The organism is Streptomyces sp. NPDC056347 (assembly GCF_042262625.1).
In the GTDB taxonomy this organism is placed as follows: Bacteria; Actinomycetota; Actinomycetes; order Streptomycetales; family Streptomycetaceae; genus Streptomyces.
This window is the reverse complement of record NZ_JBHJQP010000003.1, coordinates 54,951-69,569: the sequence shown is the minus strand read 5'-3', so window position 1 is coordinate 69,569 and position 14,619 is coordinate 54,951. Positions and strand designations below refer to the sequence as shown.

The following is a 14,619-nucleotide window of genomic DNA, read 5'->3' as shown; positions in this document are numbered from 1 at the left end:
ACTGGGGCATGGCCGACCGGAATCGGCCCCGCCCCTCCCTTCCCTATGGCACCGCGCCCCGCGGCCCGGCCGTGATCGGCCGGGCAGCTCTACTCGACCGCCCCGGGGATCTCCGCGTACCGCTGCACCCACGCATGCATGGCGATGGCCGCCGCGGCGCCCGCGTTGATCGACCGCGTCGAACCGAACTGCGCGATCGAGCACACCATCGCCGCGTGCTCACGGGCCTCCTCGGTCAGCCCCGGCCCCTCCTGCCCGAAGAGCAGGACGCAACGGCGCGGCAGTTCGGTCCGCTCCAGCGGTACCGACCCCGGCAGATTGTCGATGCCGATGATCGGCAGGTCCTCGGCCCGCGCCCACGCGGTCAGCGACCGGGTGTCGGGGTGGTGGCGCACATGCTGGTACCGGTCGGTGACCATCGCGCCGCGCCGGTTCCAGCGCCGCCGGCCCACGATGTGGACCTCCTTCGCGAGGAAGGCGTTCGCCGTGCGCACCACGGAGCCGATGTTGAAGTCGTGGCCCCAGTTCTCCACCGCGACGTGAAAGTCGTGCCGCCGCGGATCCAGATCGGCGACGATCGCCTCCCTGGTCCAGTACCGGTAGCCGTCGCCCACATTGCGCCGGTCGCCGTGGGCGAGCAGCTCGGGGTCGTACCGCTCGTCCGCGGGCCACGGCAGCGGGTGCGGCCCGACGCCGATCTCCGGCCCGAAGCCGTCGTCGTACTGTGCCGGCTCCGCGTCGCCCCTGCTGTCCGTGCTACCGCTCTCGTTCCTGCTCACCCGACGAGCGTATGGCCCCCGTCGTCGCGTTGCGGAGCCTCCTCGGCGGCACCGTCCCGCCGCGGGGCGGGGACGCCGACCCGGCCGGGGAAGAGCCGCTCCCGGACGGAGGTCACCCGGGAGCCGAGCCCGAGCAGGAAGACGGTCGGCAGGAAGACGGCGTCCGCGGCGATCATCGCCATGGAGAAGAAGGGCAGTCCGAGCAGCAGCGCGATACCGGCGTGCTCACACATCATGGCGACGAGCAGCACGTTCTTGACCCGCCGGTTGAACAGGGTGAACGGGAAGGCGACCTGGACGGCGACCGTGCCGTACGTGATCAGCATCACCATGACACCGTTGGAGGCGAGGATGTCCGACAGCCACGGCCACGGCGTGAAGTAGTCGAGCCTGAGCGGGTAGTACAGCGCCGTGCCGTCCTGCCATCGCGATCCCTGGATCTTGTACCAGCCCGCGGTGGCGTAGATCAGGCAGACCTCGGCCATGATCACGACGAGGGTCGCGTTGTGCGCGAGGTTGGCGATGACGTCGAGCAGGACGCGCGACTGGCTGTGCGGCGCGTAACGGTTCACGAACCACCAGGCGCCCTCGCCGACCCACACGATCCACAGAAGCGTCGGCAGCCACCAGGTGCCGCCGAGCCCGTTCGTCGTACCGGCGACGACCAGCACCGCGCCGAGCACGACCCAGAGCACGGGACCGGTCACGTCCCCCCGCACCGGGCGCTCCGGATTCTCCCGGGCCGCCCGCTCCCGGCGCGCCGCCCGCCGGGCGTCCAGCGACCAGACCCGCGCGCAGCGCGTGAGCACCAGGTAGATCGCCATGATGTGGATGACGTTGTCGCCGCCGTCCCCCATGAAGATGCTGCGGTTCTGGACGGAGAGCACCCCCGCCATGAACAGGACGGACATGGCCCGGGTGTGCCAGCCGACCATCAGCAGCGCGGCGGAGATCAGCACGATCGCGTACACGATCTCGAACCAGACGGCGCTGTCCGACCACATGAGCGCGGAGAACGCCTGGTTGTTGGAGATCAGCTGCTGCGCCATGTCCCAGCGCCACGGGGCGTCGGGGCCGTACAGCTCGTGGCGGTTCGGCAGTTCGCGCAGCAGGAAGAAGAGGTAGGTGGCCGAGAACCCGATCCGGATGACGGCACTCTGGTACGGACCGAAGGCCGTGGACGTGACGCGCTGGATGGCGCGGGCGATCCTGTGGTCGGCCCGGCGGCCGAGGGCGGGCGTGGTCACTTGTCGGCCCCCTCGGCGTTCGCGGGCAGGTCCGCGTCGGTCACCGTCCACCACGGCAGGACCCGGTAGGACGGCTCGGTACTGATCTTCTCGGTGCTCCACGGGGGTGCCGCGACCGACCGGGTCTCGGAGCGGACCTGGACGCGCCGGACGGTTCCGCCGTAGTCGTGCCCGTCGAGGCGGAGCATCACGATGCGGCGGATGTAGCGCTCGGAGAGCTCGCCGCGCAGGCCGTTGGCCCGGTCCTCGTTGTCGTGGGAATTGAGGTAGAAGTCCCAGCCGCGGCGGAGCTCGTTCTGATTGACGTGGCTGGGGAAGAGGTTTCCGCGTATCGCCTTGCCGTCCTCGGCCGAAAGGCTCATCCAGCGGGTCGTACGGACGCCGTCGGGACCGGCTATCTCAGCCCTCACGTGCAGCGCGACGTTCTGCTGGAGCGGATTGGGGGCGAAGAGCTTCCAGTTCTGCTCGAACTCCGGGTAGATCCACTCGTCGACCGCCTCGCCGTGCTGCTTGGTCAGGGTGTTGGAGGGGGCGACGTGCAGAAAGACCATGGCCAGCTGCCCACAGGCGACCAGCCCGATCACGGACAGCGCGAGCGCGGCGACTATCTGGTACGGGAGCGACAGGCCGGCCATGCCGCTCCGAGGGCCTGGTTCGGGCTCCTGACCTGCGTCCGAGGCGTCCTTCTCGCGCTGCTCGGATCCCGGTCCCTCAGGCCCGTCCCCGCTCTCGACGCCCAGGCCGTCGTACGAATCCATCCCGCCCCGATCCCCGTCGACGATCCCCGTCGATCCCCGGTCAGTTATCCACAGGGTTGACACCCTACGGGCCGCCGACTCACCATTGAAGACATTGAACCGAACGATCGGTCGGTAGGGAGCCCGGGATGGTGGCAGTGGCTGCGGACCAGACAGCGCAGGCGGAAGCGGGCCGGCCCGCGGGGGCGGACGAGGCCTTGCAGGCGGCGTTCGACGCCGCGGTGGCGGCGGACGAGCGCATCGAGCCACGTGACTGGATGCCCGATGCGTACCGGGCCTCCCTGGTCAGGCAAATGGCCCAGCACGCCCACTCCGAGATCATCGGCATGCAGCCGGAGGCCAACTGGATCACGCGTGCGCCCTCGCTGCGCCGCAAGGCGATCCTGATGGCCAAGGTGCAGGACGAGGCGGGCCACGGCCTGTATCTCTACAGCGCGGCCGAAACCCTCGGCACAGGCCGCGAGGAGCTGCTCGACAAGCTCCACGCCGGCCGCCAGAGGTATTCGTCGATCTTCAATTACCCGACGCTGACCTGGGCGGACGTCGGCGCGATCGGCTGGCTCGTGGACGGTGCCGCGATCACCAACCAGGTGCCGCTGTGCCGCTGCTCCTACGGCCCGTACGCACGGGCGATGGTCCGCATCTGCAAGGAGGAGTCCTTCCACCAGCGCCAGGGGTACGAGCTGCTGCTCGCCCTCGGCAAGGGCACCCCCGCGCAGCACGAGATGGCGCAGGACGCGGTGAACCGCTGGTGGTGTCCGTCCCTGATGATGTTCGGCCCGCCGGACGACGCGTCCGCCCACTCCGCGCAGTCGATGGCCTGGAAGATCAAGCGGCATTCCAACGACGAGCTCCGCCAGCGCTTCGTGGACATATGCGTCCCACAGGCCGAATCGCTCGGCCTCACCCTCCCCGACCCGGACCTCCGGTGGAACGAGGAGCGCGGACACCACGACTTCGGCGCGATCGACTGGGCGGAGTTCCAGGAGGTCCTCAAGGGCAACGGCCCGTGCAACGAGCAGCGCCTCGGTCAGCGCCGCCGGGCGCACGAGGAGGGTGCCTGGGTGCGGGAGGCGGCGGCCGCCTACGCCGAGAAGCACACACCGGAACGGACAGCGGTGAGGACCGGAAGTCCCATCGGGAACGAGGAGGCGACAGCATGAGCAGCTCGACCGAATGGCCCCTGTGGGAGGTGTTCGTGCGCTCGCGCCGCGGCCTCTCCCACACCCACGCGGGCAGCCTGCACGCACCGGACGCCGAGATGGCCCTGCGCAACGCGCGCGATCTGTACACCCGCCGCTCCGAGGGCGTCTCCCTCTGGGTGGTGCCCTCCGCACAGATCACGGCGTCCTCACCGGACGAGAAGGATTCCTTCTTCGAACCGGCCGGCGACAAGCCGTACCGCCACCCGACGTTCTACGAGATCCCGGAAGGGGTGAAGCACCTGTGACCGCGGCCCTCGCCCTGGGCGACGACGCGCTGGTGCTCTCGCACCGGCTGGGGGAGTGGGCGGGCCACGCCCCCGTGCTGGAGGAGGAAGTGGCCCTGGCCAACATCGCCCTGGACCTGCTGGGCCAGGCCCGGGTGCTCCTCTCCCTGGCCGGCGACGAGGACGAGCTGGCGTATCTGCGCGAGGAACGGGCCTTCCGCAACGTCCAGCTGGTCGAGCAGCCCAACGGCGACTTCGCCCACACCATCGCCCGCCAGCTCTACTTCTCCACCTACCAGCGGCTGCTGTACGAGCGGCTGGCCTCCGGCGACGGCGCGTTCGCCGGTCTGGCGGCGAAGGCCGTCAAGGAGGTCGCCTACCACCAGGACCACGCGGAGCACTGGACGCTCCGGCTCGGTGACGGCACGGACGAGAGCCATGACCGGATGCAGCGCGCCGTGGACGCCCTGTGGCGATTCACCGGCGAGCTGTTCGAGCCGGTCGAGGAAATCGACATCGACTGGCAGTCGCTCGACGGCGACTGGCTGCAGTCCGTCTCCGCGGTGCTGGAGCAGGCCGCCCTGACCCTGCCCACCGGCCCTCGGTCCGGGGCGTGGGCGGCGGGGGCCGGACGCCAGGGCATCCACACCGAGCCCTTCGGGCGCATGCTCGCCGAGATGCAGCACCTGCACCGCAGCCACCCGGGGGCGTCATGGTGACCGAAACGCTCCTGGAGGAGGAGCTGCGCCGCCTCGCGGGCTCCGTCCCCGACCCCGAGCTGCCCGTGCTGACCCTGGACGAGCTGGGAGTGCTCCGGGGCGTGGACGTCGTCGCCCCGGGCCAGGTCACCGTGCACCTCACCCCGACCTACACCGGCTGCCCCGCCATCGAGGCCATGTCCCGCGACATCGAGAAGGTGCTGCACGAACACGGCATACCGGAGGTCTCCGTGGTCACCGTGCTCTCACCGGCCTGGTCCACGGACGACATCAGCGCGGAAGGGCGGCGCAAGCTCGCCGAGTTCGGCATCGCTCCCCCGCGTCCGCACGGCACCGCGGCCCACGCCGGCGGGCCGGTGCCGCTCACCCTCTCGGTCCGCTGCCCGCACTGCGGCTCGACCGACACGGAGCTGCTGAGCCGGTTCTCCTCCACCGCCTGCAAGGCGCTGCGCCGCTGCGTGTCGTGCCGCGAACCGTTCGACCATTTCAAGGAGTTGTAGATGTTCCATCCGCTCCGGGTCCGCACGATCGAACGGCTCACGGACGATTCGGTGGCCGTCACCCTCGCCGTGCCGCCCGAGTCGCGCGAGACCTTCCGCCACAAGCCGGGTCAGCACCTCAATGTGCGGTACACGGCCGACGGCGAAGAGATCCGCCGTTCGTACTCGATCTGCTCCCCGGCCACCGAGGAGCCGGACGAGCCGGTCCTGCGGGTGGGCATCCGGCTCGTCGACGGCGGCAGGTTCTCCACGTACGCCCTCAAGGAACTCGCCGTCGGCGACCTGGTCGAGGCGATGCCCCCGATGGGCCGCTTCGTGCTGGCGCCCCGCCCCGGGTACTTCGCGGCGGTCGTCGGGGGCAGCGGGATCACGCCGGTCCTGTCCATCGCCACCACGCTGCTGGCGCGTGAGCCCGAAGCCCGTTTCTGCCTGATCCGCAGCGACCGGACAGCGCTCTCGACGATGTTCCTGGACGAGGTCGCCGACCTCAAGGACCGCTATCCCGACCGGTTCCAGCTGGTCACGGTGCTCTCCCGGGAGGAGCAGCAGGCGGGCCTGCCCTCCGGGCGGCTGGACGAGGGCCGCCTCACCGCACTGCTGCCCGCGCTGCTCCCGGTGGACGAGGTGGACGGCTGGTATCTGTGCGGGCCGTTCGGGCTGGTCCGGGCGGCGGACCAGGCACTGCGCGGTCTGGGCGTCGACCGGACCCGCGTCCACCAGGAGATCTTCCATGTGGACGACGGCCCGGGCACGGACACCCGCCCGCGGACCGCGGCGCCCACGCACAGCAGACTCACCGCCACCCTGGACGGCCGCTCCGGCAGCTGGCCGGTGGAGGACGGCGAATCGCTGCTGGAGACCGTCCTGCGCAGCCGCGCCGACGCGCCGTACGCCTGCAAGGGCGGGGTGTGCGGGACCTGCCGGGCCTTCCTGGTCTCGGGCGACGTGCGGATGGACCGTAATTTCGCGCTGGAGCCCGAGGAGACGGACGCGGGCTATGTGCTGGCCTGCCAGTCGCATCCCGCCACCCCGGAGGTGGAGCTGGACTTCGACCGCTGACCCCCCGCCACTTGTTCCCTTCTCGTAGAACCTGTTCTATGTTGACGATCCGTCAGATTCGGGCAGGGGCGTCGGTCAGCGGGAGGCCAGGGCAATGGACTTCACCTTCACCGAGGAGCAGCAGGCGGCCACGGAGGCGGCGAGAGCGGTCTTCGCGGGGGTCGCACCGGACGGGGTTCCCAGCCCCGCCCTCGTACCGGGTGCGGTGGCCGAGGACATCGACCGCCCGCTGTGGTCGCGGCTCGCCTCCGCCGATCTGCTGAGCCTCACGCTGCCGCCGGAGCACGGCGGTGCGGGGCTCGACCCCGTCGCGCTCTGCCTGGTGCTGCGCGAGTCCGCCAAGGTACTGGCGCGGGTGCCGCTGCTGGAGACCTGCGCGGTCGCGACGGCGCTCCATAGGTACGGGGACCCGGAGCTGGCCGCCGAGCTGCTGCCCCGGGCCGGCCGGGGCGAGCTGGTGTTCACCGTCGGGGCCAACGGCCGCTCCGGCCACGACCCCGCCGAGCGCGCCGTCACGGCCCGCCCGGAGACCGCGGCGAAGGCGACCACGATGGAGGCGACCGCGGCGCGACCGGCCGCGACGGGCGGAGCCGCCGCGGATGACGGGACCGGCTGGGTCCTCGACGGGACGCAGACGGCGGTGCCGTGGGCGTACGCGGCGGACTGGATAGCCGTTCCGGCCCGTACCGCCGAGGGGCGGGCCGTCATCGCCCTGGTCCGGCCAGACCAGGACGGCGTCACCCTGGCCGAGCAGGTATCCACCACCGGTGAACGGTTCGCCGAGGTCCGGCTGGAGTCCGTACGGGTCGGCGACCGCACCCTGATCGACCGTCCCGGGGCCTGGGAATGGCTGCGCGCCCTGCTCACCACCGGGACGTGCGCGCTCGCCCTGGGCCTCGGTGAGGCCGTGCTCGCCATGACGAGCGAATACACCGGAAAACGCGAGCAGTTCGGATTCCCGGTGGCGACGTTCCAGTCCGTCGCGGTACAGGCCGCCGACCGGTACATCGACCTGCGGGCCATGGAAGTGACGCTCTGGCAGGCGGCCTGGCGCATCTCCACCGGGGCCGGCGGGACACTGCCCGCCGAGGGCGATGTCGCGGTGGCGAAGATCTGGGCGTCGGACGGCGTACGCCGGGTCGTGCAGACGGCGCAGCACCTTCACGGCGGATTCGGCGCGGACACCGACTACCCACTGCACCGCTTCCACGCCTGGGCGAAGCAGATCGAGCTGTCCCTCGGCCCGTCAGCGGCGCACGAGGAGGCACTGGGCGACCTGCTGGCCGCGCACCTCCTCGGCTGACGGGGAACGGGCGCCCAGCGACGCTCCAGCCCGCTCAGAGCACGAAGGCCGAGGCGCCGTTGTCCGTGACCATCGGGCGCCCGGCACCGTCCCAGGCGAGCATCCCGCCGTCGACGTTCACGGCGTCGATGCCCTGCTGCACCAGGTACTGGGTGACCTGGGCCGACCGGCCGCCGACCCGGCACATCACATGAACGCGCCGACCGTCTTCGGCGGCCTGGGTCAGCTCACCGAAGCGGGCCACGAAGTCACTCATCGGGATGTGCAGAGCGCCCTCGACGTGCCCGGCCGCCCACTCGTTGTCCTCCCGGACGTCCAGCACGAAACCGTCCGACGGAACCGCCGCGACGTCCACCGAGGGCAGCGGGGCGAAATTCATGGGTCATGCCTTCTCTCGTACGTACGCACCTGAGTCACCCGGAACGCTACTGCACCATGGCCGCCAGCTCCGCCTCGCGCTGCGCGACCTCGCCCAGCAGCTGCTCGGCGATCTCCTCGAGCAGCCGGTCGGGGTCGTCCGGCGCCATCCGCAGCATGGCCCCGATGGCACTCTCCTCCAGGTCCTGGGCGAGGACCGTCAGAAGCTCCTTGCGCTGGGTCAGCCAGTTCAGCCGGGCGTAGAGCTCCTCGGCCTCGCCGAGATCGGCCTCCGGGGCGGCCGGGCCCGCCTCCCACTCCTTCGCCAGCTCGCTCAGAAGCTCCTCGTCGCCCCGCCCGTACGCGGCGTTCACCCGGGCGATGAACTCGTCCCGGCGGGCCCGCTCCGTCTCGTCCTGCGCCAGGTCCGGATGGGCCTTGCGGGCCAGGTCGCGGTAGAGCCTGCGCGCCTCCTCGGTCGGCCGGACCCGCTTGGGCGGCCGGACCGGCTGCTCCGTCAGCATCGCCGCGGCCTCGGGGGACAGCCCGTCGGAGTCCATCCAGTCGTGGAACAGCTCATCGACCCCGGGCATCGGCATGACGACCGCACGGGCCTCCCGCGCCTTGCGGATGTCCTCCGGGTCGCCCGTCCTGGCGGCCCTGGCCTCCGCGATCTGAGCATCGAGCTCGTCGAGCCGGGTGTACATGGGGCCGAGCTTCTGGTGGTGCAGGCGCGAGAAGTTCTCGACCTCGACCCGGAAGGTCTCCACCGCGATCTCGAACTCGATCAGCGCCTGCTCCGCCGCCCGGACCGCCCTCGCGAGACGCGCCTCGGGCCGCTCCCCCTCGTCCCGGCCGCCCGCACTCCCCGCACCGGCGCTCCCGGCATCCGCGCTTCCGGCCTCGGTGCTCGCGGCCTCGTCGCCGGACCGGGGACCGGCAGCGGCCGGCCCACCGTCCCGCTCGAACGGCTCGTCCTGCCGGTCGTCGTCGTTCGGGGCATCGTCGTTCCGGGTGGTCGGCACCCCGGCGGCTTCGTGGGTCACCCGTCCAGCGTATGGCCCCGGCCGACGTCCCGGGCACACCCGGTCGTTCAGGTGCCGCTCATACGCCCAGCTCGGCGGCTATCCGCCCGGAACCTATCGCCCGCACCAACTCGGCGTGATCCGCCTCCGTACGGTCCGCGTAGGTCACCGCGAACGCCGCCACCGCCTCGTCCAGCTCGTCGTTCTTGCCGCAGTAGCCCGCGATCAGCCGTGGATCGGCGCTGTGCGCGTGGGCCCGCGCCAACAGCGCACCCGTCATCCGGCCGTAGTCGTCGACCTGGTCGGCCGCCAGCGCCGCCGGGTCCACGCTCCCCTTGCGGTTCCTGAACTGCCTTACCTGGAACGGGCGTCCCTGCACCGTCGCCCAGCCCAGCAGAATGTCGCTGACAACCTGCATCCGCCTCTGCCCGAGCACCACTCGACGCCCTTCGTGCGCCGCCCGCGGCACGTCGAAGCCGACGGCCGGCAAGTACGGAGCCAGTACGGACGGCCGTGCCTCCTTCACCTGGAGCACCAGCGGCTCACCCCGGTGATCGAGCAGCAGCACCACGTACGACCGGGTGCCGACGCTCCCCGTGCCGACCACCCGGAACGCCACGTCGTGTATCGCGTACCGGGCGAGCAACGGAACCAGGTCCTCCGAGACCGTGCCCAGATAGTCGCCGAGCGCGGCCGCGACCGCCGCGGCCTCACCGTCCGGCACCCGCCGCAGCACCGGCGGCGCGTCGATGAAACGGCGTCCGCCGTCCGCGGAGTCCTCGGTGGACTTCGCCGCGAAGCGGGCACTGGTGTTCTTCCGGGCCTTCTCCGAGACCCGTTCCAGAGTTCCGAGCAGATCCCGTGCGTCCGTGTGCGAGACCAGTTCCTCGTCCGCGATGGCGTTCCAGGAGTCGAGTGCGGGCAGCTTGGCCAGCAGCCGCATCGTCCGCCGGTACGCCCCCACCGCGTCGTACGCGCCCTGCCGACAGGTCTCCTCGTCCGCCCCCGCCTCGCGCCCCGCGAGCACCAGCGAGGCGGCCAGACGCTTCAAGTCCCACTCCCACGGGCCGAACACGGTCTCGTCGAAGTCGTTCAGATCGATGACCAGACTGCCCCGCGCATCGCCGTACAGTCCGAAATTGGCCGCGTGCGCATCGCCGCAGAGCTGCGCACCCACCCCGCTGACCGGCGTGCCCACCAGGTCATGGGCCATCAGCCCGGCCGAGCCACGCAGAAAGGCGAAGGGCGTGGCCGCCATCCGTCCCACCCGGATCGGGGCGAGATCGGGCACCCTGCCCCGGCTCGACTCCTCCACCGCCCGCACCGCGTCGGGCCGCCCCGCCGGAAGGTCCAGGCGCGCGTGCGAGGCCCGGGGCACCCGCCTGCGCAGTGCCTTGCCGGCACCCTTCGGCGGCCGCGCCTCGCCCCCGCCCGCCGCGACCGCCCTCCGCGCGAATCCAGGCACGACCGGAATGCGCGAGTCACCCGCACCCGCACCCGCACCCGCACCCGCACCCGCACCCGCACGCCGAACCGGCGCTGCCACTCCGCTGTCACCCATGGCGCACAGCCTCCCCCGCACTCGCCCTGCGCTCCTGGCCCGACGCCCCGTCGCAGATCAATGCCGACGAAGGTACCGCCGCCCGCGGAAAGCCGCTCACCCCTGTGGAAAACCTGTCCCGCACCTTGTGGACAACAGCTCGCTCCGGTCAGGACCATCACCGTCAGACGCCGACGGCCTCCTCCAGTTCCTCCTCGATCTCGGCGGCCTCGCCCGTCTCACCCGTCTTATCTGTCCTATCGGTCTCGCCTGCCTCTCCGGCCTTCACAGCCACCGCCGCCCCCGCCGCCTCGGCCGTCGCCGCCACCGGGGCAGCCACCGAGCCACCAGCCGCGGTCGCGGCCTTCCGCCGCTTCGATTCGGCCATTCCTGCCAGGCCCATCAGCACCAGACCCGCCACGAGCCAGAACACGAGCACCAATACGTGGCCGCCGAGCGCGTGCCCGCCGAAGTACACATGGCTGCGCACCCCCTCGACGAAGCCGGCGCCGTTCCAGAAGGAGTGCAGCGAGGCGAAGAATCCCGGCTGCAGTTCAGGGCGGAAAATGCCGCCCGAGCTGGTGAAGTTGAGCATCACGAACAGCACCATCAGGCCAAGTGTCGTCCAGCGCTTGAGGAACGTGTGCAGCCCGACGCCGATCAGCAGGATGCCCGCGGAGTAGAGCCAGGCCATCGCCCACAGGCCGCCGAGTCCCTGGTCCACGAGACCGAACAGCGGCCCCGCGAACACCACGCCGATCACGCTCACCACCAGCGACGCGGCAACGGCCAGCGCGGCCCTGATCCGCAATGCCAGCACGGCGCCCGCGCCCCCGATGACCGCGACCGAGGCGTACGAGCCGATGCTCAGCGCGACCAGCAGGAAGAAGATGCCCTGGCCGGTCGGGTCGCCGCCCGCGGTCGGCGCCGTGTCCGTCACCCTCAGCGGGTCGCCCTGCTCCGCGGCGACCTCGGTGAAGACCTTCTCCACCACCGTGGCACTGGTCTCGGAGGACGCACTGGCCACCAGCAGTTCGGGGTGCTTGCCGGGCACGTAGGCGCCGTAACTCGCCTGTGTCCTCAGGTCGTCCACGGCGGCGGCCCGGTCCGGAACGGTCCGCACGCTCAGCGCCCCGTCGCTCTTGTCCTGGAGCGTCTGCGCGAGGACCTGGGCCCTCGGCCCCGATCCGACCACATCCACCCGGAGACCGTGCGGTTCCGGGGCGTGGAAGGCCCCGAGGTAGGCGAGCCCCATACCGATGCACATCAGCAGCGGCGTGACGAAATGGCCCAGCACATGGCGGAGAGCGGCGGCGGTGGAGCCAGGGGCGGCACCCGGGCCTGCGGACATGCGGAACTCCAGTAGTTGTGTTTTACAACCTATAACTCGTTGTACTATACAACTGAAATCGGGATCGCGAGACGGAGGCCGAAGAGTGCCGGGTACACCCGAGGAACGTGAAGCGGCGCTGGACGTCATCCAGCGAGAACTGACGGCCTTCGCCCGCCGCGCGCGGGCCACGGCGGCCCGCCTCCATCCGGAGCTCCCCCTGGTCTCGTACACGCTGCTGGCCCACATCGAGGACCGGAACGGCTGTCGAGCGACGGATCTGGCCGCGCACTACATGCTGGACAAATCAACGGTCAGCCGACAGATCGGCACCCTGGAGAAACTGGGGCTCGTCGAGCGCCACCCCGACCCGGACGACCACCGGATCCAGGTTCTGCACCCCACCGAGGCGGGCACCCAGGCCCTCGCCTCCACCCAGACCAGCCGTCGCACCGCCTACCGCGAACGCCTCGCGGACTGGGCGGAAGAAGATCTCGCCCGGTTCGCGGAGTACCTGCTGCGCTACAACTCGGCTGGCGACACCACCACATAGAGCACAGAAGCCTGCAGATGGTTACATGGGACACAACCATCACAGGTCGCCTGAATCAGACGTTTCACGTGAAACAAATCTGACCCGGGAACGAAGAAGCCCCACAGGCCGTTGGGCCTGTGGGGCTTCTTACTTGTGCGCGAGGGGGGATTTGAACCCCCACGTCCCTAAGGACACTGGCACCTGAAGCCAGCGCGTCTGCCGTTCCGCCACTCGCGCAAGAGTGGTGTTTCCAAGCTCTCTCACCGTTTCGGTGCGATTGCCTGGCGACATCCGGAAGATTAGCACGCTGGACGGGGTGGATTCACATCCGTTGTTTCACCGGTCGACTGAAGGGAAACGGGAACGCCGGGCGGCCGCCCCCACTCCTCCCGTGTGCACCCCGCGTGCGGGACACTGTGAGGAGGCCGCCTCTACGATCCGTGTGAGAGGTGACACTCATCCACAGGGCAGACAAGGGGAACCAGCCGATTTCCCGACGCGTGGATACGATCAGTAAGCAGTACAGGGACGACCACAACGGAGGAGGTGCCCCATGGGAGTCATGAAGCGTTTCGAGCAGCGTCTCGAAGGTCTGGTCAACGGCACCTTCGCCAAGGTCTTCAAGTCCGAGGTCCAGCCGGTCGAGATCGCCGGCGCTCTCCAGCGCGAGTGCGACAACAACGCAACGATCTGGAACCGCGAGCGGACCGTCGTCCCCAACGACTTCATCGTCGAACTCAGCACGCCCGACTACGAGCGGCTCAGCCCGTACTCCGGCCAGCTGGGCGACGAACTCTCCGGGCTGGTCCGCGACTACGCGAAGCAGCAGCGGTACACCTTCATGGGCCCCATCAAGGTCCACCTGGAGAAGGCCGACGACCTCGACACCGGGCTCTACCGCGTGCGCAGCCGCACCCTGGCGTCCAGTTCGTCGCAGCAGGCTCACCAGGGCGGGGGCCAGCCGCCCCACGCGGCACCGGGCCGCCCGCAGCCGCCCACCACCGGCGGCGGCTACGGCTACCCGCCCAGCTCCCCCCCGCCCATGCCTCCGAGCCCGCCCCCGGGCGCCAGGCCCGGAGCGTCCAGCGCCGACCGGCACCCGCCGGCCGGGCCCAGCCCCCTGCCCAACGCGCAGGTGCGACGCTGGATCGAGATCAACGGCACCCGCCATCAGATCTCCCGCCCGACGCTGGTGCTGGGCCGCAGCACCGACGCCGACGTGCGGATCGACGACCCCGGCGTATCGCGTCGGCACTGTGAGATCCGGACCGGAACGCCCTCGACGATCCAGGATCTCGGGTCTACCAACGGCATCGTGGTAGACGGGCAGCACACCACCCGCGCTACGCTCCGCGACGGCTCGCGGATCGTCGTGGGCAGCACCACCATCGTTTACCGGCAAGCCGAAGGGTGAAGCGGGGGCAATGTCAGAGCTGACCCTGACGGTCATGCGGCTAGGTTTCCTGGCTGTTCTGTGGCTATTCGTAATCGTGGCCGTACAGGTCATCCGCAGCGATCTGTTCGGAACGCGTGTCACGCAGCGCGGCTCACGCCGCACCGCGAACGACGCACGTCCCTCGCAGACGCGCCAGAACGCCACTGCGCCGCCTCAGCAGCGCCAGCAGTCGGGCGGCCGCCAGCGGCGGGGGGCTCCCACAAAGCTGGTCGTCTCCGAAGGCAGCCTCACCGGCACCACGGTGGCGCTCCAGGGGCAGACGATCACGCTGGGCCGGGCGCACGATTCGACGATCGTGCTGGACGACGACTACGCGTCCAGCAGGCATGCCAGGATCTACCCCGATCGTGACGGCCAGTGGATCGTCGAGGATCTCGGGTCCACCAACGGCACGTATCTCGACCGGACCCGCCTCACCACCCCGACGCCTGTTCCGCTGGGCGCGCCGATCCGGATCGGCAAGACCGTCATCGAGCTGCGGAAGTAGTACGACAATGAGCGAGCGGAGCGAGCGAGCCGGGGCAGTCCGGGCAACGGACACCGTCCGGCTCCCGACCGGAGGGTGGGCAGTGTGGCTCGAGA

General features: G+C 70.6%; 16 protein-coding genes and 1 tRNA gene. 9 read left to right on the top strand and 8 right to left on the bottom strand.

The annotated features are described in order from the left end of the window. Nucleotides 1-89 precede the first annotated feature (89 nt). From ACFCV8_RS01750 to ACFCV8_RS01740, 3 genes are read right to left on the bottom strand one after another with little or no spacing between them, the layout of a single operon-like run. Nucleotides 90-779 (bottom strand): TrmH family RNA methyltransferase, encoded by a 690-nt coding sequence (locus ACFCV8_RS01750; RefSeq protein ID WP_376683243.1) that lies wholly within the window; start codon nucleotides 777-779, stop codon nucleotides 90-92. Next, a complete protein-coding gene (locus ACFCV8_RS01745; protein WP_376683242.1) occupies nucleotides 776-2,026 on the bottom strand; it encodes an HTTM domain-containing protein in 1,251 nt (416 codons plus the stop codon). The genes ACFCV8_RS01750 and ACFCV8_RS01745 overlap by 4 nt, the downstream gene beginning before the upstream one ends. Beyond that, on the bottom strand, nucleotides 2,023-2,784 hold the full coding sequence (locus ACFCV8_RS01740) for a DUF5819 family protein (protein WP_376683241.1): 762 nt from the start codon (nucleotides 2,782-2,784) through the stop codon (nucleotides 2,023-2,025). Before ACFCV8_RS01740 ends, ACFCV8_RS01745 begins: the two co-directional genes overlap by 4 nt. A 128-nt stretch (nucleotides 2,785-2,912) precedes the next feature. Here ACFCV8_RS01740 and paaA point away from each other — a divergent pair, with 128 nt between their 5' ends. The 6 genes from paaA (at nucleotide 2,913) to ACFCV8_RS01710 (ending at nucleotide 7,794) form a co-directional block, all read left to right on the top strand. Next, nucleotides 2,913-3,947: a 1,2-phenylacetyl-CoA epoxidase subunit PaaA gene (paaA, locus tag ACFCV8_RS01735; RefSeq protein WP_376683240.1), complete on the top strand. Its 1,035-nt coding sequence runs from the start codon at nucleotides 2,913-2,915 to the stop codon at nucleotides 3,945-3,947. Next, nucleotides 3,944-4,234 (top strand): 1,2-phenylacetyl-CoA epoxidase subunit PaaB, encoded by a 291-nt coding sequence (paaB, locus tag ACFCV8_RS01730; RefSeq protein ID WP_352274089.1) that lies wholly within the window; start codon nucleotides 3,944-3,946, stop codon nucleotides 4,232-4,234. The genes paaA and paaB overlap by 4 nt, the downstream gene beginning before the upstream one ends. Beyond that, on the top strand, nucleotides 4,231-4,932 hold the full coding sequence (gene paaC, locus ACFCV8_RS01725) for a 1,2-phenylacetyl-CoA epoxidase subunit PaaC (protein ID WP_376683239.1): 702 nt from the start codon (nucleotides 4,231-4,233) through the stop codon (nucleotides 4,930-4,932). Before paaB ends, paaC begins: the two co-directional genes overlap by 4 nt. After that, nucleotides 4,926-5,432 carry a 1,2-phenylacetyl-CoA epoxidase subunit PaaD gene (gene paaD / locus ACFCV8_RS01720; protein WP_376683238.1) on the top strand — a complete coding sequence of 169 codons (507 nt, stop codon included), beginning with the start codon at nucleotides 4,926-4,928 and terminating at the stop codon, nucleotides 5,430-5,432. Before paaC ends, paaD begins: the two co-directional genes overlap by 7 nt. Beyond that, nucleotides 5,433-6,491 (top strand): 2Fe-2S iron-sulfur cluster-binding protein, encoded by a 1,059-nt coding sequence (locus ACFCV8_RS01715; protein WP_376683237.1) that lies wholly within the window; start codon nucleotides 5,433-5,435, stop codon nucleotides 6,489-6,491. Between the two features lie 94 nt (nucleotides 6,492-6,585). After that, entirely contained in the window at nucleotides 6,586-7,794 is a 1,209-nt protein-coding gene (locus tag ACFCV8_RS01710) for an acyl-CoA dehydrogenase family protein (protein ID WP_376683236.1), read from the top strand. Between the two features lie 34 nt (nucleotides 7,795-7,828). Here ACFCV8_RS01710 and ACFCV8_RS01705 read toward each other — a convergent pair whose 3' ends face one another. From ACFCV8_RS01705 to ACFCV8_RS01690, 4 genes are all read right to left on the bottom strand, one after another. Next, nucleotides 7,829-8,173: a rhodanese-like domain-containing protein gene (locus tag ACFCV8_RS01705; protein ID WP_376683235.1), complete on the bottom strand. Its 345-nt coding sequence runs from the start codon at nucleotides 8,171-8,173 to the stop codon at nucleotides 7,829-7,831. Between the two features lie 46 nt (nucleotides 8,174-8,219). Next, entirely contained in the window at nucleotides 8,220-9,197 is a 978-nt protein-coding gene (locus ACFCV8_RS01700; RefSeq protein WP_376683234.1) for a hypothetical protein, read from the bottom strand. 58 nt (nucleotides 9,198-9,255) lie between these two features. Then, nucleotides 9,256-10,737, bottom strand: a complete 1,482-nt coding sequence (locus ACFCV8_RS01695; protein ID WP_376683233.1) for a DUF2252 domain-containing protein — start codon at nucleotides 10,735-10,737, stop codon at nucleotides 9,256-9,258. A 163-nt stretch (nucleotides 10,738-10,900) separates the two neighbouring features. Then, a complete protein-coding gene (locus ACFCV8_RS01690; RefSeq protein ID WP_376683232.1) occupies nucleotides 10,901-12,067 on the bottom strand; it encodes a hypothetical protein in 1,167 nt (388 codons plus the stop codon). Nucleotides 12,068-12,152: 85 nt separating this feature from the next. Between ACFCV8_RS01690 and ACFCV8_RS01685 the strand changes: the two genes are divergently transcribed. Next, the gene (locus ACFCV8_RS01685) at nucleotides 12,153-12,599 is read left to right on the top strand and encodes a MarR family winged helix-turn-helix transcriptional regulator (protein WP_376683231.1); all 447 of its coding nucleotides are present in this window, start codon (nucleotides 12,153-12,155) and stop codon (nucleotides 12,597-12,599) included. A gap of 136 nt (nucleotides 12,600-12,735) precedes the next feature. Here ACFCV8_RS01685 and ACFCV8_RS01680 read toward each other — a convergent pair. After that, nucleotides 12,736-12,818: transfer RNA gene (locus ACFCV8_RS01680), tRNA-Leu, on the bottom strand. A gap of 316 nt (nucleotides 12,819-13,134) precedes the next feature. Here ACFCV8_RS01680 and ACFCV8_RS01675 point away from each other — a divergent pair. Together ACFCV8_RS01675 and ACFCV8_RS01670 are read left to right on the top strand one after the other, a co-directional pair. Then, nucleotides 13,135-13,995: an FhaA domain-containing protein gene (locus tag ACFCV8_RS01675; RefSeq protein ID WP_376683230.1), complete on the top strand. Its 861-nt coding sequence runs from the start codon at nucleotides 13,135-13,137 to the stop codon at nucleotides 13,993-13,995. A 10-nt stretch (nucleotides 13,996-14,005) separates the two neighbouring features. Continuing rightward, the gene (locus ACFCV8_RS01670; RefSeq protein WP_376683229.1) at nucleotides 14,006-14,524 is read left to right on the top strand and encodes an FHA domain-containing protein; all 519 of its coding nucleotides are present in this window, start codon (nucleotides 14,006-14,008) and stop codon (nucleotides 14,522-14,524) included. The last annotated feature ends 95 nt before the right edge of the window (nucleotides 14,525-14,619 follow it).